The sequence below is a fragment of the Nisaea sp. genome, assembly GCF_965216895.1.
Taxonomy (GTDB): Bacteria; Pseudomonadota; Alphaproteobacteria; order Thalassobaculales; family Thalassobaculaceae; genus Nisaea.
Map to the genome: position 1 here is coordinate 3,685,515 of NZ_OZ244205.1, position 24,693 is coordinate 3,710,207.

The 24,693-nt window shown below is 64.5% G+C and carries 21 protein-coding genes and 1 pseudogene; 7 read left to right on the plus strand and 15 right to left on the minus strand.

Annotated features, from left to right (window positions below):
• Window positions 1-192 precede the first annotated feature (192 nt).
• Both ACOOE1_RS17655 and ACOOE1_RS17660 read left to right on the plus strand, forming a co-directional pair.
• Complete coding sequence (locus tag ACOOE1_RS17655; protein WP_420403519.1) at window positions 193-519, plus strand: hypothetical protein; 327 nt, start codon at window positions 193-195, stop codon at window positions 517-519.
• A 734-nt stretch (window positions 520-1,253) separates the two neighbouring features.
• Window positions 1,254-2,852 carry a Rieske (2Fe-2S) protein gene (locus ACOOE1_RS17660; protein WP_420403520.1) on the plus strand — a complete coding sequence of 533 codons (1,599 nt, stop codon included), beginning with the start codon at window positions 1,254-1,256 and terminating at the stop codon, window positions 2,850-2,852.
• 291 nt (window positions 2,853-3,143) lie between these two features.
• On the opposite strand, the gene ACOOE1_RS17665 is transcribed toward ACOOE1_RS17660, so the two are convergent.
• Genes ACOOE1_RS17665 through ACOOE1_RS17675 form a run of 3 tightly spaced genes read right to left on the minus strand, consistent with a single transcriptional unit; the run spans window position 3,144 to window position 5,562 of the window.
• Window positions 3,144-3,818, minus strand: a complete 675-nt coding sequence (locus ACOOE1_RS17665) for a DUF1028 domain-containing protein (RefSeq protein ID WP_420403521.1) — start codon at window positions 3,816-3,818, stop codon at window positions 3,144-3,146.
• Between the two features lie 4 nt (window positions 3,819-3,822).
• The gene (locus ACOOE1_RS17670) at window positions 3,823-4,245 is read right to left on the minus strand and encodes a RidA family protein (RefSeq protein WP_420403522.1); all 423 of its coding nucleotides are present in this window, start codon (window positions 4,243-4,245) and stop codon (window positions 3,823-3,825) included.
• A gap of 42 nt (window positions 4,246-4,287) precedes the next feature.
• Window positions 4,288-5,562 (minus strand): flavin-containing monooxygenase, encoded by a 1,275-nt coding sequence (locus ACOOE1_RS17675; RefSeq protein WP_420403523.1) that lies wholly within the window; start codon window positions 5,560-5,562, stop codon window positions 4,288-4,290.
• 190 nt (window positions 5,563-5,752) lie between these two features.
• Between ACOOE1_RS17675 and ACOOE1_RS17680 the strand changes: the two genes are divergently transcribed.
• The 3 genes from ACOOE1_RS17680 to ACOOE1_RS17690 all read left to right on the plus strand — a co-directional run bounded on the left by ACOOE1_RS17680 (window position 5,753) and on the right by ACOOE1_RS17690 (window position 8,490).
• Complete coding sequence (locus tag ACOOE1_RS17680) at window positions 5,753-7,000, plus strand: MFS transporter (protein WP_420403524.1); 1,248 nt, start codon at window positions 5,753-5,755, stop codon at window positions 6,998-7,000.
• Between the two features lie 76 nt (window positions 7,001-7,076).
• Window positions 7,077-8,348: an aspartate aminotransferase family protein gene (locus tag ACOOE1_RS17685; RefSeq protein ID WP_420403525.1), complete on the plus strand. Its 1,272-nt coding sequence runs from the start codon at window positions 7,077-7,079 to the stop codon at window positions 8,346-8,348.
• Complete coding sequence (locus tag ACOOE1_RS17690; protein WP_420403526.1) at window positions 8,341-8,490, plus strand: hypothetical protein; 150 nt, start codon at window positions 8,341-8,343, stop codon at window positions 8,488-8,490. The genes ACOOE1_RS17685 and ACOOE1_RS17690 overlap by 8 nt, the downstream gene beginning before the upstream one ends.
• Before the next feature lie 16 nt (window positions 8,491-8,506).
• On the opposite strand, the gene ACOOE1_RS17695 is transcribed toward ACOOE1_RS17690, so the two are convergent.
• The 9 genes and pseudogenes from ACOOE1_RS17695 to ACOOE1_RS17735 all read right to left on the minus strand — a co-directional run bounded on the left by ACOOE1_RS17695 (window position 8,507) and on the right by ACOOE1_RS17735 (window position 17,718).
• Window positions 8,507-9,958, minus strand: coding sequence for an ATP-binding protein (locus ACOOE1_RS17695; RefSeq protein ID WP_420403527.1), 1,452 nt, complete (start codon window positions 9,956-9,958; stop codon window positions 8,507-8,509).
• A complete protein-coding gene (locus tag ACOOE1_RS17700) occupies window positions 9,958-10,485 on the minus strand; it encodes a YfiR family protein (protein ID WP_420403528.1) in 528 nt (175 codons plus the stop codon). The genes ACOOE1_RS17695 and ACOOE1_RS17700 overlap by 1 nt, the downstream gene beginning before the upstream one ends.
• Window positions 10,486-10,556: 71 nt before the next feature.
• The gene (locus ACOOE1_RS17705; protein WP_420403529.1) at window positions 10,557-12,581 is read right to left on the minus strand and encodes a TonB-dependent receptor plug domain-containing protein; all 2,025 of its coding nucleotides are present in this window, start codon (window positions 12,579-12,581) and stop codon (window positions 10,557-10,559) included.
• 242 nt (window positions 12,582-12,823) lie between these two features.
• Complete coding sequence (locus ACOOE1_RS17710) at window positions 12,824-14,218, minus strand: NAD(P)(+) transhydrogenase (Re/Si-specific) subunit beta (RefSeq protein WP_420403530.1); 1,395 nt, start codon at window positions 14,216-14,218, stop codon at window positions 12,824-12,826.
• Between the two features lie 16 nt (window positions 14,219-14,234).
• Window positions 14,235-14,651: an NAD(P) transhydrogenase subunit alpha gene (locus tag ACOOE1_RS17715; RefSeq protein ID WP_420403531.1), complete on the minus strand. Its 417-nt coding sequence runs from the start codon at window positions 14,649-14,651 to the stop codon at window positions 14,235-14,237.
• Window positions 14,652-14,735: 84 nt separating this feature from the next.
• Window positions 14,736-15,971 (minus strand): annotated as a pseudogene (locus tag ACOOE1_RS17720) (Re/Si-specific NAD(P)(+) transhydrogenase subunit alpha); the annotation flags it as partial.
• Window positions 15,972-16,064: 93 nt separating this feature from the next.
• On the minus strand, window positions 16,065-16,742 hold the full coding sequence (locus ACOOE1_RS17725) for a hypothetical protein (RefSeq protein WP_420403532.1): 678 nt from the start codon (window positions 16,740-16,742) through the stop codon (window positions 16,065-16,067).
• A complete protein-coding gene (gene dtd / locus ACOOE1_RS17730; protein ID WP_420403533.1) occupies window positions 16,739-17,182 on the minus strand; it encodes a D-aminoacyl-tRNA deacylase in 444 nt (147 codons plus the stop codon). Before dtd ends, ACOOE1_RS17725 begins: the two co-directional genes overlap by 4 nt.
• A 26-nt stretch (window positions 17,183-17,208) precedes the next feature.
• Window positions 17,209-17,718, minus strand: coding sequence for an Lrp/AsnC family transcriptional regulator (locus tag ACOOE1_RS17735; protein ID WP_420403534.1), 510 nt, complete (start codon window positions 17,716-17,718; stop codon window positions 17,209-17,211).
• 157 nt (window positions 17,719-17,875) lie between these two features.
• Between ACOOE1_RS17735 and ACOOE1_RS17740 the strand changes: the two genes are divergently transcribed.
• The gene (locus ACOOE1_RS17740) at window positions 17,876-18,844 is read left to right on the plus strand and encodes a mitochondrial fission ELM1 family protein (RefSeq protein ID WP_420403535.1); all 969 of its coding nucleotides are present in this window, start codon (window positions 17,876-17,878) and stop codon (window positions 18,842-18,844) included.
• Here ACOOE1_RS17740 and ACOOE1_RS17745 read toward each other — a convergent pair.
• From ACOOE1_RS17745 to metZ, 3 genes are all read right to left on the minus strand, one after another.
• Entirely contained in the window at window positions 18,841-19,320 is a 480-nt protein-coding gene (locus ACOOE1_RS17745) for a GNAT family N-acetyltransferase (RefSeq protein WP_420403536.1), read from the minus strand. The genes ACOOE1_RS17740 and ACOOE1_RS17745 overlap by 4 nt on opposite strands.
• The gene (locus ACOOE1_RS17750; RefSeq protein WP_420403537.1) at window positions 19,320-19,844 is read right to left on the minus strand and encodes a PAS domain-containing protein; all 525 of its coding nucleotides are present in this window, start codon (window positions 19,842-19,844) and stop codon (window positions 19,320-19,322) included. The genes ACOOE1_RS17745 and ACOOE1_RS17750 overlap by 1 nt, the downstream gene beginning before the upstream one ends.
• A 100-nt stretch (window positions 19,845-19,944) precedes the next feature.
• Window positions 19,945-21,153, minus strand: a complete 1,209-nt coding sequence (gene metZ / locus ACOOE1_RS17755) for an O-succinylhomoserine sulfhydrylase (RefSeq protein WP_420403538.1) — start codon at window positions 21,151-21,153, stop codon at window positions 19,945-19,947.
• Between the two features lie 474 nt (window positions 21,154-21,627).
• Between metZ and ACOOE1_RS17760 the strand changes: the two genes are divergently transcribed.
• On the plus strand, window positions 21,628-24,681 hold the full coding sequence (locus ACOOE1_RS17760) for a cytochrome P460 family protein (protein WP_420403539.1): 3,054 nt from the start codon (window positions 21,628-21,630) through the stop codon (window positions 24,679-24,681).
• Window positions 24,682-24,693 lie beyond the last annotated feature (12 nt).

The window sequence follows — 24,693 nt, forward strand, 5'->3', positions numbered from 1 at the left end:
GCCTTCCGGCTTTGCAACGGTTTGCGACGCGAAAACTTGCAAAAAGACGCACGGGCGCGGATCCGTGGATTCTGCGCCGCAGCTGTTTCGTCCACCTGCCGGTTTGGTGTAGGCTTTCCAGCACGTTAGGGGGCACACCACATGGTGCGCGCAGGACCGCCGGGAAGCCGGCCGGGGCGCGCCGGGGGATGTATGAGGCGGTTCTTTCGCGCGATCGCGTTGATCCTGATTCTGATCGCACTGGCGCTCGCCGCGCGCGACGGCTATGCGAGCTACCAGTCCGGGGCGCTGCGCATCATGGATGCGGGCACGCTCTGGGCCGGGCTGCATCCCGGCAGCCTGCAACTCGCCGAACCGGCGATCTCGCGCTACCTGCATCCCACTCTCTGGCACCCGGTGATGGTGACGATCCTGCTGATGCCGGCCTGGCTGGTCTTCGGCGGGCTCGGCATCCTGCTCTGGCTGGCGACCCGGCTGCGCACCCGTCCGGCGTCCCGCGATCTCTTCATGCCGGATTAGAAATCGCTTAGCGGCAGGTATAGCTAGGTGGGTTGTTTCCGATAGACGGCATCGGAGTGCAATAGATTCGGGTATCTGGATAATACTGCGGCGCGTTCGAACTCTGCGATTGGCCGTACGCGTATCCTTCAGCGGCGCCAGCTAGACCTTGGAGCAATATCCGTCCCATTGCGTCTTCATGGCGGGCCTGGGCTTCTGTGATTTGTCGAATTCGAAGTTCTGCTTGAGCCAGATCGCGTTCAATTCCAGGACCTTCAGGGCGCTCAAAATGAAGGACCCAAGCATCGCTAGACCCGCAGAGGCTTATTCTTTCCGCCGAGGAAACCGTTACGCCGCTAGTCCAACGGATATCAATGCCTCTCACAACGTAACAACCATTAGAATTCCGAGATTTTTGATCAAGATCATAAAAAAGCGAAGTTGGCGTGAGTGCTCGGAATGAAGTGCCTTTTTCTGACACTACCGCACCCATCGGGTTCGACGTAATTCTGAGCTCAGGTTGACTTGAACAAGCTGATGCCATCGCGCAGGCCACCGGAATGGCTGCGTATTTTCGGCAAAATTTCTTCCACCCATTCATGGTTGAAATTATGCCCGAACGGAATGTCGATGGATAGACTCATTTAGTATTATAAAAAGAAAACACTTGATTAAAATGGTGGCAAGGCACAATTTGTGCGGGTCAACCGGATGGGCGCCCTGTTGCGCGTGCCTTCCAATCAGGGAGAAGGGCCATGACGCAGAACCCGGAACCGCATTGGGTCGAGGCCATGCCGCTCGCCGCGTTGGACGCGGCGGGGCGGAAGATCTTCAAGGCGGACGGCAAGCAGATCGCCCTGTTCCATATCGACGGCACGGTCCATGCCTGCAACAACCGCTGCCCGCACGAGGGCTATCCGCTGATCGAGGGCACGGTCGACCGGGCGGACGGCGCCTGCCGGCTCACCTGCAACTGGCACAACTGGAAGTTCGACCTCGGCTCAGGTGCGAACCAGGTCGGTGGCGACCGTCTCCGGATCTACCCCACCCGGGTCCGGGACGGTGCCGTCTATGTCGATATCGCCGATCCGCCGGCGGACGAGCGGATCGAGACGGCGCTCGGCAATCTCCGCGAGAGCTTCCGCGACCACAATTATACCCGCATGGCGCGCGAGATCGCCCGCCTCAAGGCCGCCGGCGGCGATCCACTGGAGGCGGTGCGCCGGGCGGTGCTCTGGACCCATGACCGGTTCGAATGGGGAACCACCCACGCCATCGCCGCCGCGCCGGACTGGCTGGAGCTGGGCGAGGAGCATGGCGGGCAGGACGAGGCTTCTGCCCTGATTCCCGTTGTCGAGGTGGTTGCCCATCTCGCCTGGGACAGTCTGCGCTGGGAGCAATTCCCCTTCGCCGAAGGCGTTTCGGAGTTCGACGCGGACCGGCTCGTCGAGGCCATCGAAGCGGAGGACGAAGCGGAAGCGCTGGCGCAGGTGCGCGGCGCGGTGGCCGGGCCCGGCTGGCGGGACCTGGACGCGCCGCTGACCCGCGCCGCGCTTGCCCATTACCAGGATTTCGGCCATTCCCTGATCTATTGCTACAAGACCCGCCAGCTCGTCGAACGGCTCGGGGACGGCGTCGCGGAGCCGCTCTATCTCGCGCTTGCCCGCTCTCTGGTGAATGCCAGCCGCGAGGACCTGATCCCAGAGTTCCGCGCCTACGGCCCGGCCCGCGCGGCCTGGGACGGCGCCGGCGGAGACCCCGTGTCAGCCGAGGATTTCCATGCCCTCAACGTGCCGCGGGCGCTGGAGCGGGCACACCGGTCGAGCGGCGACAGGACGGCGCTGTTCGATGCGCTGTTCGCGGCGGCGGCCTGGCAAATGCTGCATTTCGACACGGAATGGGGCACCCGGCACGACCGGCCGGTGCCGGACAACATCAACTGGCTCGACTTCACCCACGGCATCACCTTCGCCAACGCGGTTCGGGCGCAATGCGCGCGGCATGAGGACCTCTGGCCGGACGCGCTGCTGCAGATGGCCTGCTTCACCGGACGCAACGCCGCCTACGTGGATGCGCAGCAGGACAGCGGGAAATGGCGGGTCGAGGATCCGGAGGCCTTCTTCGAGGATTTGCTGCCCGGCCTGTTCGACCATGCGGAGCCGGAATATATCGTCTCCGCCCACATGGTGAAGCTGCCGGTCGCCGCCCGCGAAGAAATCCGCCTCCGCCCGGGTGCCCCCTGGGTGCCGGTGCTGGCGGCGGCGGTGAACCGCTTCTTCCATTCGAAGATCAAGCGCAAGCACGTGATGCGGACGGCGAAGCAGTCGCTCGCCTTCGTCGCGGCGGAGGGGTGAGGCAGAAAATAGTTTCTGCTTTGTTCTTGCGAAACGGTTACAATCATCCGAGAACTTTAGAAGTTAGTCCTGACACGATGGAGGGTACTTTGCGGGTGGAAATCAAGATACCAATTCCCGGAGACGATCCGTTCTTGTGTTGCGCGGTCGTCAGAGGATCTGGCGATGTCGGCAAATTTATGCGGGAGGCTGCAAGAGCGGCAAAGGATCGATATCCTGACGCATCTCCGCTAAACGTACTTTTCAAATTGCTCCCACGTTAAATACTAACTCGGGACATAGCGATCTGAATTATTCGTCTCCCGGCACGCCGTAGGACGGCGCTTCCCTTGGATCCAGCGCACGGGTGACATAGGCGTCGAGCTGGGGCTTGTAGACCTCCCAGGCTTGCGCGATCGCCTCGATCGGACAGTCCTCGGTCCAGTCGCAGCGGAGATCGGCGACCGGCCAGGACTGCTTGTCCGCGAGCTGCATTCCCGCCGAGTGGACCGGGCCCGCCTCGCCTCCCGCCTTGAGCCCGGCGCGCATGGCCGCGATCAGGCGGTCGCCGAGATGACCGCTGGCGGCGGCGAAGGCCGCGATGATGGCCGCGGGCACGTCCTCGTTGGCGAGCAGGTTGCCGCCGGAGGCGACATTCTCCGTTTTGGCTTCCGCCCAGATGCCGAGCGCATTGCCGCCGGAATGGATCGCGGTGCCGCCGGTTTTGTCGACTGCGAGCACCTGCCGGTAGTCGAGATGCTTCGCTTCCCTCTGCATGGCCGCGATGGCGTCGGAAGCGGAAAGACCGACCTCCATCCGGTCCAGCACCAGCGGCCCGAGCCGCGGGTCGGTCACGTTCTGGCTGGCGACGGCGCCGGTGCCGGCGCGGGTATAGGCGCAGCGCGCCGCGACGGCGGGCGAGGAGGAGGAGATCGCGATCCCGAACATGCCGGTCTCGGCGCAGCGGGCGACGAGGGAGAAGGTCATCGGCTCAGTCCTCGTCCGGGATGACGGCGGTGCCGTCTATCTCGACCAGCCAGTCGGGCCGGGCCAGCGCCTGCACCACCAGCCCGGTGCAGACCGGGTGCACGCCCCTGATGTATTCGCCCATGGTCCGGTATACCGCCTCGCGGTGGCGGATATCGGTGATATAGACGACGAGCTTCACCAGATGCTCCATCGAGCCGCCGGCCTCCTCCAGCAACTGCCGGATGTTCTGCATCACCTTGTGGGTCTGCTCGGCCGGGTCGTGGCTCCCGATGTTCTCCGCCGTATCCAGGTCCTGCGGGCACTGGCCGCGCAGCCAGATCGTGCGCCCGCCCCGCGTGACGACGGCCTGGGCGAGGTCGTTGTCGAGCTTCTGTTCGGGATAGGTGTCCTTCGTGTTGAAAGTCCTGAGGCGCTCATGGGCCATGTCGGGTCTCCGTGGGGAATAAGCTGCGGGCCTTGCGAGCCCCTATTCCGCCGCGCGGCGCGAGCGGGCGGCGTCGTCGTGTTCCAGATAGTTGCGCTGGATGGCGATCAGGTCGGCGATAAATTTCGCATCGTGCCAGACGCCCCAGATGAAGCTCGATCCGCGCCGCGACTGCCAGGGCAGGCCGAGGAAATAGATCCCGTGCTCGCGTGACATGCCGCGTTTCTGCAGGGGTTCGCCGTCCTCGTCGAAGGTGTCGACCTCGAGCCATCCGTAGTCCCGCCTGTAGCCGGTCGCCCAGAGAATGGTCGTGATGCCGGCCGCCTCCAGATCCAGTTCGAGGACCGGGTCGGTCACGCAGCCCGGCATCGCGCCGATGGCATGCGCTTCCGGTTCCTCCGGCAGTGCCAGTCCGTTTCGGGCGGCGAAGGCGTCGGCCTCGCGCAGCAGGGAGAGATAGTATTCGTCGCCCTTCCCGATGTTCGTTGCGAGATCGTCGGCGAACCGCATGACACCGTCCGCGTAGGACTCGGTGCGCCCGGCGAGGCTGATGCCCTCGTCCGCGAGCCGGCGGAAATCGATGGTCTCGCCGCCGCGCGCGCCGCTGACCGCGATGGTGACATGCTCCGCGCCCTCGGGCGGCGTCGCCGCGTCCCATTTGCCCATCACACCGAGCCACCAGACATTGTCGCGCCCGCGATAGGCGCGGGGCGGACGGTCGTGCGGGCCGACAGAGAGCCAGACCTCCCGTCCGGCGCGGTTCAGTTCGTCCGCGATCTGCACCCCGGAGGAGCCCGAGCCGACCACCAGCACGCCGCCTTCGGGGAGCTGCTCCGGGTTGCGGTAGGCCGCGGAATGCATCTGGTGAACCGCGTCGCTCTCGGGAACGATCCGCGGCACGACAGGGGTCTGGAACGGGCCGGTGGCCGCGACCACGTGATTGGCCTCGATGACGCCGTCCGAGGTCTCCGCGCGGAAGCCCTGCCGGCCGTCGAGGCGCGTCACCGACGTCACCTCGACCCCGCAGCGGACCGGCGCGTCGATCATTGCCGCATATTTCTCGAAATAGGCGGCGACATCCTCCTTCGGGATGAAGCTGTCGGGATGCGCGCCTTCGAAGGTCAGGTTCGGGAAACGGTCGTGCCAGGCGGGACCGTTGGCGACCAGCGAATCCCAGCGACCGGTCCGCCAGGCCTCGGCGATACGGTCGCGCTCCAGCACGATATGGGGAATGCCGGCCTTGCCCAGATGCTCGCTCATCGCGATCCCGGCCTGGCCCGCGCCGACGACGAGGGTGTCTGTTTTCTCGACGGTCATGCGCGGCTCCTCTCTGTTCCGGCATCGGGTGCGGGGTGTCGACAGGGAACGCTGCGAGACGTTCCCTGCAGCCGGGTTCGAAGGACAGCAGTCTGGGCGGAGCAGGCAGCCCTGAGCAAGGGGCAATCGGCGGCGGACTGACGCCGGATCCGGCGCTTGACACTCCCTGCGTTCCACGCGAAGCAGACGGATGGACCCTGCTTCGCCCCACCGAAACTTCTATCTCTCCAATGCCCGCTGGCTCGCGGCGGGGTTGCTCTGCACCCTCGGCTCCTCCTTCGGCCAGACCTTCTTCATCTCGCTCTTCGCCGCCCAGTTCATGGAACTGCATGGGCTGACCGCCGGCACCTGGGGCAGCCTCTACGCCGGTGCGACGCTGACCTCGGCGGCGCTGCTCATCAAGGGCGGGCAGCTTGCCGACACGATGCGGTTGCGCACGCTGGCGATGGTGGTGGTCGGGGGTTTTGCGCTGGTCTGCGCGGGGGTCGCGATTCACGACTCGATCGTGATGCTCTTCCTCATGGTGCTGGGACTGCGCTTCTTCGGACAGGGCATGATCAGCCATGTCGGCATGACGGCGACGGCGCGTTGGTTCCAGGCGAGACGGGGCAGGGCGATCGCCATCACCTCGCTCGGCTACGGTATCGGGGAAGCGATCCTGCCGGCGGTCGCCGTGCTCGCCATCGCGCTGGTCGGCTGGCGCGGTGCGTGGTGGCTCGCGGCCGCAACGGTGCTGATCGTTTTCGGCGGAGCGCTCTGGGTCCTCTTTGCGCGCGACCGCACGCCCCAGGGAGGCGAGACGAGCGGCCCGGCGCCAGGAGCGCTGGGGCGGCACTGGACAAGGCCGGAGGCGCTGCGGCACTGGTCCTACTGGGCGCTGTTTCCGGGCATTCTCACCCCGGCCTTCATCGGCACCGTGATCTTCTTCCACCAGGCGCATGTCTCCGGCGAGAAGGGCTGGAGCCTCGCCGAGATGGCGGCGGGCTACCCGGCCTACGCGGTTTCGGCCATCGCCGCGGTCTTCATCGCCGGACGGATCATCGACCGCTTCGGCGCGCTCGCCCTGCTGCCGCTCTTCCTGCTGCCGATCGGTCTCGGCATCGTCCTGCTGCAGACCAGCGACCAGGTCTGGATCTGGGCTGTCGTGCTCGGCTGCATCGGCTTCGGCGCCGGGTTTTCGAGCGCGCTCAACGGAGCGGTCTGGGCGGAGATCTACGGCACCCGGAATCTCGGCGCGATCCGGGCGCTTGCAGTCTCGGCCATGGTCTTCTCCACCGCAATCGGCCCGGCCGTGACCGGACTTCTGATCGACCGCGGCATCGTCCTCGAGGCGCAGGGCATCGCGATGATGCTCTGGTGCGTCGGGCTTTCCGCGATCTATGTGCCGGTCGTCACGCGGCTGCGGAGGCTGATTGCCGCACCGGCGGCCGGACTGTGATCCGAGATGCATTGTCCGCGAGGGCCGGCCTGTGCCTAGATGTTCAGCGCGGAATTGACATGGGAGATTTCGGATCATGACGGATGGAGCGAGCCTTCGGGACTGGTGCGAGCGGGCAGCGAGGGTGCTGCCGGCGGCCGGGTTCGGCAATTTCGATCCGAGCGTCGTCATCGCCCGCGGCAAGGGTGCGCGGGTCTGGGACGCGGACGGCAACGAGTATGTCGATTACCTGATCGGCTCGGGCCCGATGATGCTCGGCCACGGCCATCCTGAAGTGCTGCAGGCGGTGCAGGAGCAGGTGGCGCACGGTTTCACCTTCTTTGCCAACAACGCCAAGGGTATCAAGCTCGCCGAGGAGATCGCGGACGCGATGGCCTGCGCGGGCCAGGTGCGCTTCGTCTCCACCGGCAGCGAGGCGGACATGTATGCGATGCGGCTCGCCCGCGCCCATACCGGCCGCGAGAAGATTCTGAAGTTCGAAGGCGGCTATCACGGCATGTCCGGCGAGGCGCTGATGAGCCTCGCTCCGACCAAGCGGGTGAACTTTCCGCAGGCGGTGCCGGACAGCGCCGGCATTCCGGAAGCGGTGCGCGAGGCGATGCTGATCGCGCCTTTCAACGATCCCGATTTTGTCCGTGGCCTGCTGGACGAGCATGGGGATGAAATCGCCGCAATCATCGTCGAGCCGCTGCAGCGTCTGGTCCCGCCGGAGCCGGGGTTCCTCGAAATGCTGCGTGAGGAGACCTTGAGGCGCGGCATCGTGCTGATCTTCGACGAGGTGGTGACCGGCTTCCGTCTCGCCTTTGGCGGAGGCCAGGAGAAATACGGCGTCACGCCGGACCTCTGCACCCTCGGCAAGGTGATCGGCGGCGGTTTCCCGCTCGCGGCGATCGCGGGTCGCGAGGAGGTCATGGCGCATTTCGACAAGGCGAAGGCGGGCGACGGCTTCACCTTCCAGATCGGCACGCTCAGCGGCAACCCGGTGGCCAGCGTTGCGGGACTCAAGACCATGGAGGTGCTGAAGCGCCCGGGTACTTACGACACGCTCCGCGCCAGCGGCCGGCGTGTGATGGATGCGATAACCCGCGAGCTCGGCGCTGCCGGTGTCGCACACCGCGTGGTCGGCGACCCGGTCCTGTTCGACGTCGTCTTCACCGACCGGGAGGTGAGGGATTACCGCGACACGGCGGACGGCAATGCCGAGCAGGCGAAGATCTTCAATTCCGTCCTGAGGGCGCACGGTATCCTGAAGCCCGACAGCAAGTTCTACATCTCGCTCGCCTTGACGGACGCGGATCTCGCGCAGACCGAAGAGGCCATCGCGGCCGCGGCGAGGTCCCTTGTCTGAGGAACGCAACGATACGCCGCCACCGATCAAGCGCCGCGGCGAGTTCATCATGAGCGGCGAGGTCGGACGCTGGCAATTGCTCGGACGGCTGATCGCGGATCTCTTCCACAAACTGACCGGCAAGCCGCCGGCGAAACGCTAGCCGGTCGGCATGTGCTTCAGCTCAATGCATGGACCGGCGACGGGTCTGCGCTCACCCGGCTCGCAGGGATCGTGACGATCGCCTTGGTGCCCTTGCCGTATTCGCTTTCGAGCGTGAGCGATCCACCGTGGAGTTCCATGATGCCGGCGCTGATCGAGAGCCCTAGCCCGGTTCCCCCGTGCTCGCGCGAGATGCTGGAGGCGGCCTGTTCGAAGGGCTCGAGCACCCGCTCCAGATCGGCCTCCGGAATGCCCGGACCGTTGTCCTTGACGCTGATCCGATAGGAGCCGTCGGCGGTCATGCTCTCGCGCAGTTCTATCTGCCCTTGTGCTGGCGTGAACTTGACAGCATTTCCGAGCACATTGAGCAGCACCTGACGCAATCCCCGGACGTCGGCGGTCAATGTAACGCCTCGGTCGCTGAAATGCGTGGCCAACGCCACCGATTTCGCCTCGGCCTGCGGCCGTATCATCCTGAGGCACTGTTCCACCCAGGCCGCACTCGAGAGTTCTTCCGGGTGGATCTGATAAGTGTGGCTGTCGAGACGTGCCATATCGAGCAGGTCATTGATCAGGGACAGCAGGTAGGACGCGCTGTTGTAGACATCGGCGGAATAGTCGGAATAGCGTTCCGGCGCGTCGCCGAGGGCCCGGTCGCGGATGACTTCCGAGAACCCCATGATCGCGTTCAGCGGCGTCCTGAGCTCGTGGCTCATGGTGGCGAGGAAATGGGACTTCGAACGGTTGGCGTCTTCGGCCCGGTCTCGCGCGTCCGCAAGATCGCGGTGGTTCCTTGCGATGGTATCGAGCATGTTGTTGAAGCCATCGATCAATGTGCCCGTCTCGTCGTCGGAAGTGCGATGCGCGCGGTGGCCGTAGTCACGTTCCGTGGTGACCTTCTCCATCGTCGCGGCCAGGTGCTCGATGGGCCGGGAAATGGCATTGCCCAGAATTCGCGCCATCAGCCATGACACCATCGTGGCGGCGACGAGAACAACGGCGCTCAGCAGTATGATACTGCGCACGGAGGAATCGAGAACGCCGAGATCGGCCGCCAGCCGCAAGGTGCCCAGACGGCGGCCTTCCCTGTCGATCTGCAATGTGAGAAGCAGGTGATCCGCTGTCTGCGTCATGCCGGTCGCGGGCCATCTCGCCACGGCGCCCGCCTGGCCGAAGGTCGTGACCGGCGCTCCATCGGCGTCCAGCAATTGCGCCACTTCGATAAAGCCCAGGGACGTGACCGGCGCCAGGGTTTCCATGGCCGCATCGCGATCAGCGAAGGCGAGCGGAGCCTGCAGGTTGGCGCTCAGGATTGAACCGATCGCCCGGAGTTCATCCTCCAGCGCCCCGAGACGGGATTGGTAGGCATAAAGGGCGCTGACCGCGGTCACCAGAAGGATCGCGACGACACTGATCAGGGTCGCGAAATGAACCAGCCTGCTCCGGATGGGGCGGGTGACCGGGCGCATCAGGTGCCTCCGTTCGAGGAAACGATTTCGGCCAGGCGCAGGACCTTCGAACTGAGCTTGATGCCGCTTCGTTTCAGTGTTGTGAGATTGACGCGAAACCGGTACTTGCCTTGCGAGAGATAGAGCTCGACATGGCCGCCGCCTACTGCAAACCCGTCCCGGTCAGAGACCAGAAGGACGTGATGTTGCTCCGCCAGCGAGAGGAATCTCGCGAGATGGGGCTCCGGAGAGCGCAGGAATACCAGGTCGCAGGTGGTCCGGCTGTCCAGGAAGTCCGTCGCGGCCGCGACAGCGGTCGAGATCTGCCGCTCGCCGATCTGAACGCTGGCGAAACTTCCGAAGGCCTCGCGCGGAATTGTATCGGCCTCGATGCAGAACGCGATATCGGTCGAGCGCGGCTGTTTGTCCGGCCAATCGGCGAATTCCGCGAAATTGAACAGGAAACCCGCCTTGATCGCGTCATCACGCGACGGCCCCGCCGTTCCATGCAGGGGCGTCAGCGCGAGCGCGAGCGCGAGCAGCGTCACCCCCCGTCGGAGACACTTGAGCGTCCGGACGGGTCGGCCGCGAGCGTATGAAAGTGTCGTGGTCACCGCTTCTAGAATTTCGCCGCGACCGAGAGCATGACGGAGCGAGCCGTCTCGGATGCTTGCGGGATTGGACTGACGGGCCGCTCGACGCCATATTCGAGATAACCCGAGTCGATCAGGTTGCGCCCGGTGAGCGCAATCTCGAGTCCGGCCCTCGGTTGCCAGGAAAGGCGCGCGTCGAGATTGACATAGGCATCCGCGCCGACGTTCGACAGCTCGTCAACGAACCGCAGCACGCTGTCAAAGCGCCATTCCTCGTCGATGTCGTAGAAGGACTGGAGCGCGGCCTGGTGTTCCGGGGCATTGCCCTCGGCACCGGCCGGCGCCTCGATGTCCTCGTGCAGCCAGGAATAGCTCGCGCGCAGACGCCAGGAAGACATCGGCTCCCAGACACCGCTGACCTCCATGCCGAAGGTCCGTGCCTCGGCCTGATTGTTGATCACCACAGGCGAGTCGATATAGGCGATGCCGGAGGCCGTCCGGACAGCGACCTCTCCCGCGTCTGAACTCAGGAGGAGGTTGTCGTACTCGTTCACGAAACCCGCAATATCGACCGACAGCTCGTCGAGGAGGCGTCCGTGATAGCCGATCTCGTAGGCGGTGACCCGTTCCGCGTCGAGTTCGGGATTGCCCTGAACGCTCGGGGTCAACGGCAATGCGCTGGGGTTATTCGGGGTTCCGGGAGGAACGACGAGGTTCCGGACCGTTGCATTGCTCTCGATCCCGGGCGTCCTCGCTGCGGTCGAAACGGCACCCCAGAGCGCATGCCGCGGCGTGACGTTCCACAGGCCGCGGACGGAGGGCTGAACCTCGGAGCCCGATTGCGAATGGTGCTCGATCTTGCTGCCGATCGTCAGTTCGACCCGGTCGTCGAAGAATCCGCGGGAAGCCTGGGCGAAGGCATTGTAGATATGAAAGGTCTCGTCCTCGGGGTCGATCTCGAGTTCGTATTCCGATTCCAGGTCCGAGAAGATCGCGCGATAGCCACCGCCCCAGGTCAGGTCGATCTCGCTGGCCACGCGTGAGTTGTGCTGGAACTGGGCGTCGGCGGTGGTGCGCCGCTCGCCGAGATCGGGCGCCTCCAGATCCATGTAGCGGTAGTCGAGAAAGCCCTGAAGGGAGAAGTTCGAGGTCGCGCTCAGCTGCCGCGTCCACTTGCCGTTCAGATACAGCCCGTGCCGGTCGATCTCGCCGTCGCGCGTCTCGGAATACGGTGCGCTCAGGCTTGGCGCGGTCTGTTTTCCCGCCGCCGTGACCTGGTTCACCCCGCTCTCGATGAGCAATTCGTCCATGCCCGTCGGTGTCCAGTCTACCCGCAGATTGGCCTGTCCGTTGTACCAGTCGTCGCCGGCATCGCTACCGTCCGGCAGATCGGAGGCGGCATAGGAGGAGAAATTGCCCGAAAGCCGGTAGGTCGCGTCCTTGCTCAGGGCGCTGCCCTGGCTGAGAAAGACATCGCCGAGGCGCTCTGTGCCGACGGAGAGCTCCGCGCGCGTATTCTGGGTCTCGCTGGAGTGACGCGTGATGATGTTAATCACGCCGTTCACGGCGTTCGCGCCCCAGAGCGTTCCCCCGGGGCCGCGGACGACCTCGATTCGGTCGATATCGCTGATCGGAACGTTATAGCGGTCCCAGAACACCCCGGAGAACAGCGGTGAATAGATGCTGCGCCCGTCAATCATGACCAGCAGCTTGTTGGCGAACCGGCTATTGAAGCCGCGGATGCTCACCGCCCAGCTATTGGCATTGATCCGCGCGACATTGACACCGGGAACCAGTCGCAGGGCGTCCGGCAAGGTGGTGGCCCCGGAGCGTTGAATCTCTTCGCGGGTCAGGACCGAAACGGCGGCGGCAGCGTTCTGGATCCTTTCGGGCTGCTTCGAGACCGTCGTTACCTCCATGTTCATGAGGTATTCGAGCGACATACGAGAGATCGGATCTATCTCCGCGCTCCGCGCCGGTCCGGTGATGGCAAGGGTCGAAAGGAAAGCCGTCCAGAAACCAGCGTTTCGGATCGCGGCGAAAAAATCCATTGGCAATGGCTCCGTCTGATGTCGGGCGAGCCTAAGCCAGGATCAATTATCAATATCTTAATTTTATATAGAATTACTCAAGATGTCGCAGTTTGGTATGTCTTTCTTCTGTCGTATTATTGTACGGATGAACTTTCTTCATGAATTCAGGGGTATTTGCACAGGGCGCATAGGCAAAAATGCGCCAAAAAAAGGGGGGCGCCGGAAGCGTCCCCCTCTTTCGTTCGGACTGACACAGTCCTCTAGTCGAGCGCCTGCACGATCTCCTCGCACATCTTCTTCGCGTCGGAGAACAGCATCATCGTGTTGTCGCGGAAGAAGAGCTCGTTCTCGACCCCGGCATAGCCCGACGACATGCCGCGTTTGACGAAGAGCACGGTCTTGGCGTTCTCCACATCGAGGATCGGCATGCCGTAGATCGGGCTCGCCGGGTCGGTCTTCGCCGCCGGGTTGGTCACGTCGTTGGCGCCGATCACGAAAGCGACGTCGGTCTGGCTGAAATCGCGGTTGATCTCCTCCAGCTCCAGCACGTCCTCGTAAGGCACGTTGGCTTCGGCCAGCAGCACGTTCATGTGTCCCGGCATGCGGCCCGCGACAGGGTGGATGGCGTAACGCACCTTCACGCCCTTGGTCTTCAGCAGGTCGCCCAGTTCGCGCAGCGCATGCTGTGCCTGCGCCACCGCCATGCCGTAGCCCGGCACGATGATGACGGAGGAGGCGTTCTCCATGATGAAGGCCGCGTCGTCCGCGCTGCCGGACTTGACCGACTTGTCGCCGCCGGGGCCACCCGCCGCCGCCGCCTCGCTCTCGCCGCCGAAGCCGCCGAGGATGACGCTGAAGAAGGAGCGGTTCATGCCCTTGCACATGATGTAGCTGAGGATCGCGCCGGAGGAGCCGACCAGCGCCCCGGTAATGATCAGCAGCGAATTGCCGAGGGTGAAGCCGATGCCGCAGGCGGCCCAGCCGGAATAGGAGTTCAGCATCGAGATCACGACCGGCATGTCGGCGCCGCCGATCGGGATGATGATCAGGATGCCGAGGACCAGGGCGAGCAGGAAGATCGCCCAGAAGGCGGTCGGGCTCTGGCTGACGCAGAGCCAGATCACCAGCGCGATCAGCAGGATGCCGAGCGCCGCGTTCAGAGGATGCTGGCCACCGAAGGTGACCGGTGCGCCCGAGAGGATGCCCTGCAGCTTGCCGAAAGCAATGATCGAACCGGTGAAGGTCACCGCGCCGATGGCGAGGCCGATGGCCATTTCCACCAGCGAGCCGACGGCGATGTCACCCGGCGTGCCGATGCCGTATGCCTCCGGCCGGAAGAATGCGGCCGCGGCGACGAAACAGGCGGCGAGGCCGACCAGGCTGTGGAATGCCGCGACGAGCTGCGGCAGTGCCGTCATCTCGATCTTGCGGGCGATGAAGGCACCGATGGAGCCGCCGATCACGATCCCGGCGAGGATGGTGCCGTAGCTCATCACCTCCGGCATCGCCAGGGTCGTGACGATGGCGATCGCCATGCCGGCGATGCCGAACATGTTGCCCTGCCGGGCGCTGTCCGGAGAGCTGAGTCCCTTCAGCGCCATGATGAAGCAGATGCTCGAGATGAGGTAGAGGAAGGCTGAGAGATTCTCGGTCATGTCTGTGTCCCCCGCCTCAGCGCTTCTTCTTGAACATGGACAGCATGCGCTGCGTGACGATGAAGCCGCCGAAGATGTTCACGGAGGCCAGCACCACGGCACAGAAGCCCATGATCTGGGAAAAGTTCATCTCCGCCGGACCGGCGGCGATCAGGGCGCCGACGATGATCACGGAGGAGATCGCGTTGGTCACGCCCATCAGCGGCGAGTGCAAAGCCGGGGTCACTTTCCAGACCACGTAATAGCCGACGAAGCAGGCCAGGACGAAGACCGTGAAGAGCGAGATGAAACTGTAGGGCCCGGAATTCGCGGCCGCGGCGGCATCCGTCGCGACGCTCCCTGCCTCGGTCGCGAACTGCGTGATCTCGCCGGCGAGGCTGGCTGCCTGCTCGGCAAGCGCCTTCGCCTTCTGTTCAATCTGGGTGGCATCCATGGATCAGGCATCCCCCTCTTTATCGGAAGCTTGCGCCGGTTTCTCGGCGGCGGTCGCCGTCGCGGCCTTCGGCTTGGCGGTGCTCTTTGCGGCCGTCTTGCGCGGGGCCTTCGGCTTGGCGGCGGGCTTGGCCGCAGGTTTCTTCGCGGACTTCTCCGCCTCGACCGCGAGGACGGACGGGTGCACGACCTCGCCGTCCCGGGTGATCAGCGAGCCCTTCACGATCTCGTCCTCGAGATCGATCTTCAGGGTCTTGGCCTCGCCATCGTAGAGCGGCGTCAGGAAGTTCAGCACGTTCTTGGCATAGAGCGCGCTCGCGTCGACGGCGATGCGGCTCGGCACATTGGCATGTCCGACGATCGTGACGCCGTGCTTCTTGACCACCTTGCCGAACTCGGAGAGCGGGCAGTTGCCGCCCTGCTCGACCGCGAGATCGACGATCACCGAACCCGGCTTCATGGTCTTCACCATCTCCTCGGAGACAAGCTCCGGGGCCGGCCGGCCGGGAATCAGCGCCGTGCAGATGACGACGTCCTGTTTCTTCAGCGTCTCCGCGATCAGCTCCGCCTGCTTCTTCTTGTAGGCGTCGCTCATCTCCTTGGCGTAACCGCCGGCGGTCTCCGCTTCCTTGAATTCCTCGTCCTCGACCGCGACGAAAGTGCCGCCGAGGCTCTCGACCTGTTCCTTCGCGGCCGGCCGCACGTCGGTCGCGGAGACCACGGCGCCAAGCCGTTTGGCCGTCGCGATCGCCTGCAGGCCGGCGACGCCGGCACCCATGACCAGAACGCGGGCCGGCGGTACGGTGCCGGCTGCGGTCATCATCATCGGAAAGGCGCGGCCAAACTCGTTGCAAGCATCCAGAACGGCCTTGTAGCCGGCGAGGTTGGCCTGGCTGGAGAGCACGTCCATGGACTGGGCGCGGGTGATCCGCGGCACCATCTCAAGCGCGAAGGTGGTGATCTTCTTGGCAGCCAGCGCGTCGACCAGCGCCCGGTCCTTGTAGGGTTCCATCAGCGAGATCAGGGTCGCGCCGCTCTTCATCAGCGCGATCTCGTCCGCTTCCTTTTCCACCTCGGCGCCCGGGCCGATCGGCTTGCGGACCTTGAGCACGATGTCGGCGCTTGCGAGGGCGTCCTTGGCGGTCTTGACGATCTTCGCGCCCGCAGCCTCGTAGGCCGCGTCGGTATAGGCCGCGGTCAGCCCGGCGCTGCTTTCGATCGCAACCTCGAGCCCCATGGAGACGAACTTCTTGACCGTGTCCGGAGATGCGGCCACCCGCGCCTCGTGAGGTCGCCTTTCCCTAGCGATGCCGATTTTCATTCGTTTCTCTCCCGTGCGTTCCGCGATCGAATTCGTGCCTGCGCAGACGATCGCGAGAGTGCCGCGCCGCAGCAATTGTGGCAAGTGCCCGGCTTATCGTATGGTGGATTGACGCCGGTTGACTTCCGAGGCCGAGAGGTCCGCCGACCGCCTTTCGTCAAGAATTCTGCGGGCTTTGCGGCATTCGGGACTCATCAGAATGAGACCTTTTGCCTCGGGTTTCCGGTATCCGTCGCACGCTGCATTCAGGCGAAGTTCGACAGCGCCCCAGGCCTGCTGGATGCGGATGGCTTCTGCCGCGTAGTAGCGGTCGCGCTCTGCCGCCGTCCGGAAATCGCTTTCCTGAAGGCTGATCCGCACCCATTGCGGAAACACCATGCCGCCGGAGGCCGGTTCTGCGTCCAGGTCCGGGCCGAAAGCCGGATCGACCATCCCGGGCATCGACAAGCGCGCGACGATCGTCTCCGCCGGACGCGCGGGCACGGCTTTGCGAACACGGAAATAGCCGTCGGCGAAGCAATCGACCACCGGCTCCCGGCCAAACGGCAGCAGCGAGACGAGGCGCGGTGTTGTCACGGCGAGAGGCGGCGCCTTGCCGCCGGACACCTTGCAGCGCAAGCCCGTCGGCTCTGTGTCGATCAGGGTCAGGGCCGCGCCGGGTTTTCGCTCGGGGTTCGGCGGAAGCTTGCCGCTCGGCGGGGGCGCGCTGCTGCAGGCTGCGAAGAGCAGGAAGGCAGCGGCAGCGCCGAGATGCTTTCCCGATACCGTCATGCCGCGCTGTCCAGCCAGATCGTGACCGGTCCGTCATTGACCAGCGAGACCTTCATGTCGGCCGCAAATCGTCCCCTGGCGACCGGCAGGCCCGCCGCCTCGAGCGCGGCGCCGAAATGGTCGACGAGGGGGTTCGCGGTTTCCGGCGCGGCAGCGCCGATGAAGCTCGGCCGATTGCCCTTGCGGGTATCCGCCGCGAGCGTGAATTGCGAGACGACGAGAACGCCACCGCCGATATCCGCGACCGAGCGGTTCATCTTTCCGGCATCGTCCTCGAAGATCCGCAGTTTGGCGGTTTTCGCCGCGAGCCTTTCCGCTTCCGCAGTGCCATCGCCGTCGACAGCGCAGACGAGCGCCAGAAGACCGCGTCCGATCTCGCCGACGATCTCTCCGTCGACCCGGACGGCGGCTTCGCTCACTCTTTGCAGCAATACGCGCATGGGGCTCGTTCCCTCGCCGGTCGGCGCTATTCCTCGCCGTCGGCCTCGTCGTCGTCCTCGACATCGATCTCGACCGGTACGCCCGGCAATTGTTTGCGGGTGCGAAACGAGAGTGCGGTCTTCACGTGCGAGACATTCGGCGCCGGAGTGAGGCGGGTGGTCAGGAATTTCTGGAACGTGTCCCAGTCCTTGGCGACGACCTTCAGCAGGAAATCGGTTTCGCCGGACAGCATGTGGCATTCGCGAACCTCGGGCCAGTCCTCGACCATTTCCTCAAAGGCGACGAGATCGTCCTCAGCCTGGCTGTTGAGGCCGACGAAGGCGAAGATCGTCACCTTGTAGCCGAGCGCCTCGGGATTGACATCGGCATGATAGCCGCGGATGAAGCCGGCCTCCTCGAGGGCACGGACACGCCGGAGGCAGGGCGGCGCGGAGATGCCGGCGCGGTTCGCCAGGTCCACGTTGGTCATGCGCCCGTTGTCCTGCAGGTCGCGAAGAATGCGCCGATCGATACGGTCGAGCTTGACGCGCCGCATGGTGGATGACTCCCTGAGTTCGGAATGGCTGGCTCGGAGCAAGGGAATTTCCCTTGCCGGTTATTGCAGTGCAGGATAGAGCAGATCGCATAGTTTGCGCAAGATTATTACATCTCTTTGTCATTATCGTGCGTGTTTCTTTTGACTGGAGCGGTTCATGAGTCCGCCGGACGAAATCTCTGCCTGGATCATCAGCGACGGCACGCGCGGCATGGAGGTCCAGTCCCTCGCCCTTGCGCGCGCGCTGGAACTCGATCCGGCCGTCAAACGGATCCGTCCTGCGCCCTGGCTGCGCGCCTTTCCGTCCCTCGGCGCCCGGCGGGCGATCCCGGCCGCTGCCGGGGGAGACCGGCTCGAACCGCCCTGGCCGGACCTGGTGATCGGGTGCGGCCGCCGTACGGCAGGGGCCGTGCTGTCCGTGAAGACGCGTTCGGGAGGGCGCAGTTTCGCTGTGCAGATTCAGGATCCGAGGATCGATCCGGAATCGTTCGATGCGCTGGTGGTCCCGGAGCACGACCCGGTCCGCGGTGCGAATGTGATTCTCAGCACCGGTTCGCTGAACGCGCTCGCCTTCACCGACCTGAAGGCCGAGGCGGCCCGGTTTTCGGGCCTGATCCGGTCGCTGCCGGGCCCGCGCGTGCTGGTCGCGGTCGGTGGTCCGACGCGGAAACAAAAAATCGATCCGGCCCTGGCCGAGCAATTCGTGCGGGATCTGGAGCAACTTATCGATTGCGGTTGCGGGTTGATGATGACGGTATCGCGCCGGACGCCGGAACCTCTTGCGCATGCGCTCAAGGCGCTCGCCGAGGCTGAACCGGCCGCCATGCTCTGGGACGGGACGGGCGAGAACCCCTATTTCGGGTTCCTCGGCGCCGCCGATGCGATCGTCGTCAGCTCGGATTCGGTGAATATGACCTCGGAGGCCTGCTCCTCCGGAAAGGGAGTCTATGTCGCCGATCTGCTCGTGCCCTCGGGGCGGATCGGAACCTTCCAGAAAACGCTGAGGGAGCGCGGCCTGACGCGGCACTTCGCCGGGCATGTCGAACCGTTCTTATACGAGCCGCTTCGCGACGCGGAAAAGGCCGCCGAAGCGCTGCGCGGGCTGATGGCCCGGCGGCAGAGTTAGGCCGGAAGCTCGAGGATCGCCTCGGTCTTGCCATTTCGGGACAATGCGGTGCGAAAACCCATGGCGCCGTAATAATTGAGCGCGTGCGTGTTGTCAGTGCGCATTACGGCGCGTATCCGGCGGTACCCGAGCTGCCGGGCGTCGTCCGCGGTCCGTTCGAACAGGGCGCGACCGATGCCCCTGCGGAAAGCATCAAGCGAGACGAATGTGCTGATATCGCATTGTTCTTTATCCTCCGGGGCGGGCAGGCAATCCTGCACCCCCAATATCCTCCCCGACCTGCCGTCCCGGGCTGCAAGGTAGATCGCCCGATCGGGCAACGTGGCGATGAATCGTCGCTGGTCCGCGACACTCATCGTCTCTGTCATGCTCGTATAGGTCCGGGCGTCGATAATCCGGTTCAATAGCAGCATGATCTCATGCGCATCGTCTTCGCCAACCGGGGCGAGATCGAGGTCCGGCCGCTGGTTGAGCATCAATCAGGGCCAAGTTGTTGCGGTACGGCGATTCCCAGAAGGGTATCAACGGACAAGCGGTCCTCGGCGAGCGGGAACAGGCCGCGCCAAAGGTCGACCTTCTCGATCCGCTCATGCGGCACGGCGGCGCTCCAGAATGTCGGTTCCGCCTCGGCAACCGTGATATCCATACTCCTGAGCATGAACGCTTGGTCATCGTTCGTGAAGATCTCGGACGCGAGTCTCCCTGTAGGATCCCGACCGACCAGGGAGACATTGCTGGTCCCCGCAAGCCTGTAGCGATAATCGAGCCGGCCGTCCGGTTCTCTGAGGACGTCAATGATGAACAGCCACGGAAGGACAGATCTCGGAATGTCGAGGGGCGTGAAGTCCGATCGTGCGGGGAGCGCCGGCGCCGCAACGAGCCCGCGCCAGAAGGCATGAGTGTGCCGGACAAGTGACTCGTCCGGCAGCTTTTCTATCGAAATGCGTTCGGCGTAGAGGAATGTGGACCGATTGAAGAGATGTGGCTCCAGACGGGCCATGAACGCCCTCCTGTTCACTTCAATAAATATTTTATACAAATATTAGTTGAATTGGTTCGCGAGTCGACTCTTTCGGGTGGATTTCGGGGCTCGTCGGATTTCAGACCGCGTCGAGGGCCTGGCCGAGATCCCCGATCAGGTTGGATGCACTCTCGATTCCGGCCGAGATCCGCACCAGGCCCTGGCCGATTCCGAGCGCGGCCCGATCCGCTTCTTCCATCGCCCGGTGGGTGGTGGTGTAGGGATGGGTGATCAGGCTCTTGGTGTCGCCGAGATTGTTCGAGATATCGACGATCTCGAGTCCGTTCAGGAGCTTGAACGCCGCCTCCTTGCCCCCCTTGACGTCGAACGAGACCAGAGTGCCGAAGCCGCTCATCTGCCTTGCCGCGAGCGCGTGCTGCGGGTGGGACGCGAGACCGGGATAGATCACCCGCCCGATCTTGTCGTGACTCTCGAGGAATTCGGCGATCCTCTGCGCGTTCTCGCACTGGCGCTGCACCCGGAGATCGAGGGTCTCGAGGCCCTTCAGCAGAACCCAGGCGTTGAACGGGCTGAGACAGCCGCCGGTATGGCGCATGAAGGGCTCGAGATGGTCCTTGCGGAAGGCGTTCGAGCAGAGCACCGCGCCGCCGAGGGTGCGGCCCTGTCCGTCTATATGCTTGGTGCCGGAATAGACCGAGATATCGGCGCCGAGGCGGATCGGCTGCTGCAGGATCGGGGTCGAAAAGACATTGTCGACCACGACCGTCGCCCCGGCCTTGTGGGCGATCTCGACCACGGCGGGAATGTCGATGATCTCCAGCGTCGGATTGGACGGGGTCTCGAAGAAAAAGACCTTGGTGTTCGGTCGCACCGCGCCGCGCCACTGGTTGATGTCGGTGCCGTCGATCAGCGTCGCCTCGATGCCGAATTTCGGGAAGATCTTGGTCAGGATGTGGTGGCAGGAGCCGAACAGGGCGCGCGCCGCGACCACGTGATCGCCGGTCTTCAGCTGAGAGATCAGCGCCGCCCACACCGCAGCCATGCCGCTCGCCGTGGCGAAACAGGTCTCCGCGTCTTCCAGCAACGCCATCCGGTCCTCGAACATCTGGACCGTCGGGTTGCCGTAACGGGAATACATGAAGCCGTCTTCTTCGCCGTTGAACCGGGCTTCGGCGGAATCAGCGCTCTCGTAGACATAGCCGGAGGTCAGGAAGAGGGCCTCGGCGGTCTCGCCGAACTCGGACCGGCGGGTGCCGCCGCGCACGAGGCGGGTCTCGAGATCCCAGTCGACGGCTTCGGTGAAGGCGGGGTTGGTCTTGTCGCTCATGGTCTTAACTCCCAGGTCTCCTGCGGGCCCACGGGAGCTTTCCCCGTGGCGCTTTAGCACTTGGTGACGCGGATGCAAGCTGCCCTCAAATCCCGCGGGTCCTGTGGGCCGGACCGGGCCGAAAACAAAAAAACCGTCGCGGCGGCGCCGGACGGATCGAAATCCCTCTTTAGCCGCATTTGTTAAGCGCCCGCAATCTGAGATCAAATCGGCGCTGGTCCCCAGACTTAAAGGCGGGCGGTCGTGTCTGTCAAGCCTTCCCGCCGCGTCGGCGCATCAGGTCCGGCCGGTGATCGGCCCGTGCCCGGCGAACGCCAGGAAGCGGCCGTGGCCGATCGAGCCTGATCTCTCGAATCCCGGACTGTCATTTTCGATTAACCGAACAGGGGAGACCTTTTGGTTGTAAAGCAATTCACCTATCCTCCCGGGAAAATAGCGCCATCACATATGCGTGCCGGTGAACGGGAGATGATCATGCATGTCAGCACTCGATTGAGGACAATTCTGGTGTCCGGTGCGCTGTTTCTGGGACTGGGCGCAGGTGCGGCGACCGCGACATGTATCGAAGCGCAGAACGTCGATGTGCTGCCGACGGATATTGCGCTCTGCAAGAAACTCGATCCGGTGGTGCGCGATCCGTCCGCGCTTCCGCTCCGTGAATACGAGCTGAAGCTGCAGGAGTATTTCACCAGTTTCTGCCACCGCGACAAGACCGCGGGCTGGGTGCGCGACAAGTATGTCCGCGATACCGGGCCGGAAACCGCGCGCCTCATCGGCGGCGAATGGAGGGGAACCTATCACGGGACCCATGCACCGGTGGTGATCTGGTATTCGCCCGACATGTTCGACTGGATCCGGGAGAACCGGACCCCTGCCGACGAGGGCCGCGCGACGGACAAGAGCCCGGTTCCCGACGGTGCGATCATCGTGAAGGAGATGTATTCCTCCCCGGCCTCGGTCTGCTCCGCGGTCGAACCGGAGAAGCTGATCCCGAAGATCCACGGTGCGGCGATCATGGTCAGGGATTCCAAGGCCAGCCACGACGGTTGGTTCTGGGGCTGGTTCGGCTGGACCGGCTGGGCGCCGGACTATCCGGCGAACCAGTCGAGCAATCTGATGGTGAATATGGGCTTCGCGCAGTACTGCATGAACTGCCACGCCTCGGCCCGGGACAACATGACCTTCTCGTCGCAGAAGAACATCGAGGGCGAGCCGGGGCATCCGCTGGTCTTCCTCAATCAGGACGAGGACCCGACGCCGGAAACCGCCTCGCAACATCCGGAAGTCACGCTGCCGACCGACGCGGTCCGGCGGCTCGGCCAGCCGCTCTTCTCTTACAATCCGGCATTCACCGAAGCCTTTCGGTGGAACGGGCCGGGGGCGGCGCCGGATTACGTGAGCGTTCCGAAGATGCCGTCGGAGACTTATGACGAGACCTATGTCCATGCCGGCGGTCCGACGATCCACGACGAGTACCTGACCTCGAGCCAGTGCCTCGGCTGTCACGATGCGGGCAGCACCGGGCTGCAGTTCGACATGACGGAGCCGGTCTCGCCGGACTATGGCGACGGTTCGGCCGCGGCGGCCGGAAAGATGTGGAACCACTCGCCCTACGGCTCCTGGCGGACTTCGCCGATGGGCCTGGCCGGGCGCGATCCGATCTTCTTCGCCCAGCTCGCCAGCGAGACGCAGAGTTTCCACAAGGCGGACGCGAAGCTGGTCGAGAACACCTGTCTTGGCTGTCACGGCATTCTCGGTCAGCGGCAGTACGGCATCGATGTCAGCTCGGGCGCGATCAAGCCGATCGCGACCATGCCGAAGGATCAGGACCCGGCGGGCTGCGGCGCCTTCACCCGGGAGGTCGTGGAGGTAACGCCGTGGCCGTCCGAGAAGGCGAGGAACGAACATATCGAATATGCCGACTACGGCGCGCTCGCCCGGGACGGCATTTCATGCACCTCCTGTCACCGCATGGTGCTGGGAGAGACGGTCTCCAACGAGGCCGCGAAGCGTCCGGAGAACAAGTGTGTTCTGGAGCGCCAGGCTTTCCTCAATCCGAAGGCGAAGGGCTTTGCCAAGACCTTCACCGGATCCTTCCTCGTCGGCGGCCCCGATACGATCTTCGGTCCTTTCGAGGATCCGAAGGTTGCGCCGATGGTCGACGCGCTCGCCAACAAGCCGGCACACAATACGACGCTGGCGATGTCGGAGACCTGCGGGACCTGCCACACGGTGCATCTGCCGGTGCTGCACGAGGGCAAGACGGTCGGGCACGTCTACGAGCAGCTGACCTATCCCGAATGGGCTTTCAGCGCCTACCGGACCGGAACTTCGCCCGACGGGCCGCTGCCGGAAGGTCCGGGCAGCATCGCGAAGAGCTGTCAGGACTGTCACATGCCGTCGTGGGACGCAGACGGCAAGCCGGTGAAGTCCCGGATCGCCAGCATTCAGGAATATTCGAACTTCCCGCAGGCGGAATTCAATCGTGGGCCGGACGAGATCGACCTGCCGGTGCGCGAGGGCTTCGCGCAGCACACGCTGGTCGGCCTCAACGTTTTCCTGACCAAGATGGCCCAGCAGTTCCCCGAGGTGCTCGGGATCCGCACCCAGGATTCGATGATGGGCAGTAAGGGCATGGACCCGCTGATCTATACCGAGCAGAAGATGCTGGATCAGGCGACGCTGGCGACGGCGGATCTCGCCGTCTCGAAACTGTCCGTCGATGCGGACAGGGGGGTGCTGGAGACGGAGGTTTCGATCACCAATCATGTCGGGCACAAGTTCCCGTCCGGCGTCGGCTTCCGGCGGGCCTTCGTCACCTTCGACGTGATGGACCGGCTCGGCAAGGTGATCTGGTCCTCCGGCGCGACGGATGGGGCGGGACGGATCGTGGGGCCATCGGGCGCACCGCTTCCGGGAGAGGTCTGGTGGGACGAGAAATGTACCGCCCGCATCGAGCCGGAGAAACGGCACCACCAGCCGCATTACCAGACCATCTCGCGGCAGGATCAGGTGCAGATCTATCAGGAACTGGTCAGCACGCCGAAGCCCGGATCGAAGGCGCCCCAATGTGGACATGACGCCACGCCGGAGGGACATCTCACGACCTCGTTCCTCTCGATCTGCGCCGAGGTGAAGGACAACCGGCTGCTGCCGGCCGGCTACCTGCCGCTGGAGGAGCGCAAGGCGATCGCGGCCGCGCTCGGCGCGGGAGCGGACATGGCCGAGGATGCGGGCGCGCTCGGTGTCGGGGACGATCCGGACTATCGCGAGGGGGGCGGCGACACGCTGACTTACGCAGTGCCGCTCGCCGATCTGCCGTCGGACCCGGTCTCCGTGCGCGCACGGCTCTCCTACCAGGCGACGCCGCCCTTCTATCTGCAGGACCGGTTCTGCACGGCGGAGGGAGCGGACCGCGACCGGCTCTATTTCCTCGCCGGCAACCTGAACCTTGCGGGCACCCGGGCGGAAGGCTGGAAATTCACCATCGGTGATACCGGGCCGCTTCAGATCGCGCCCGGCAACTGACTGCTGAAACGA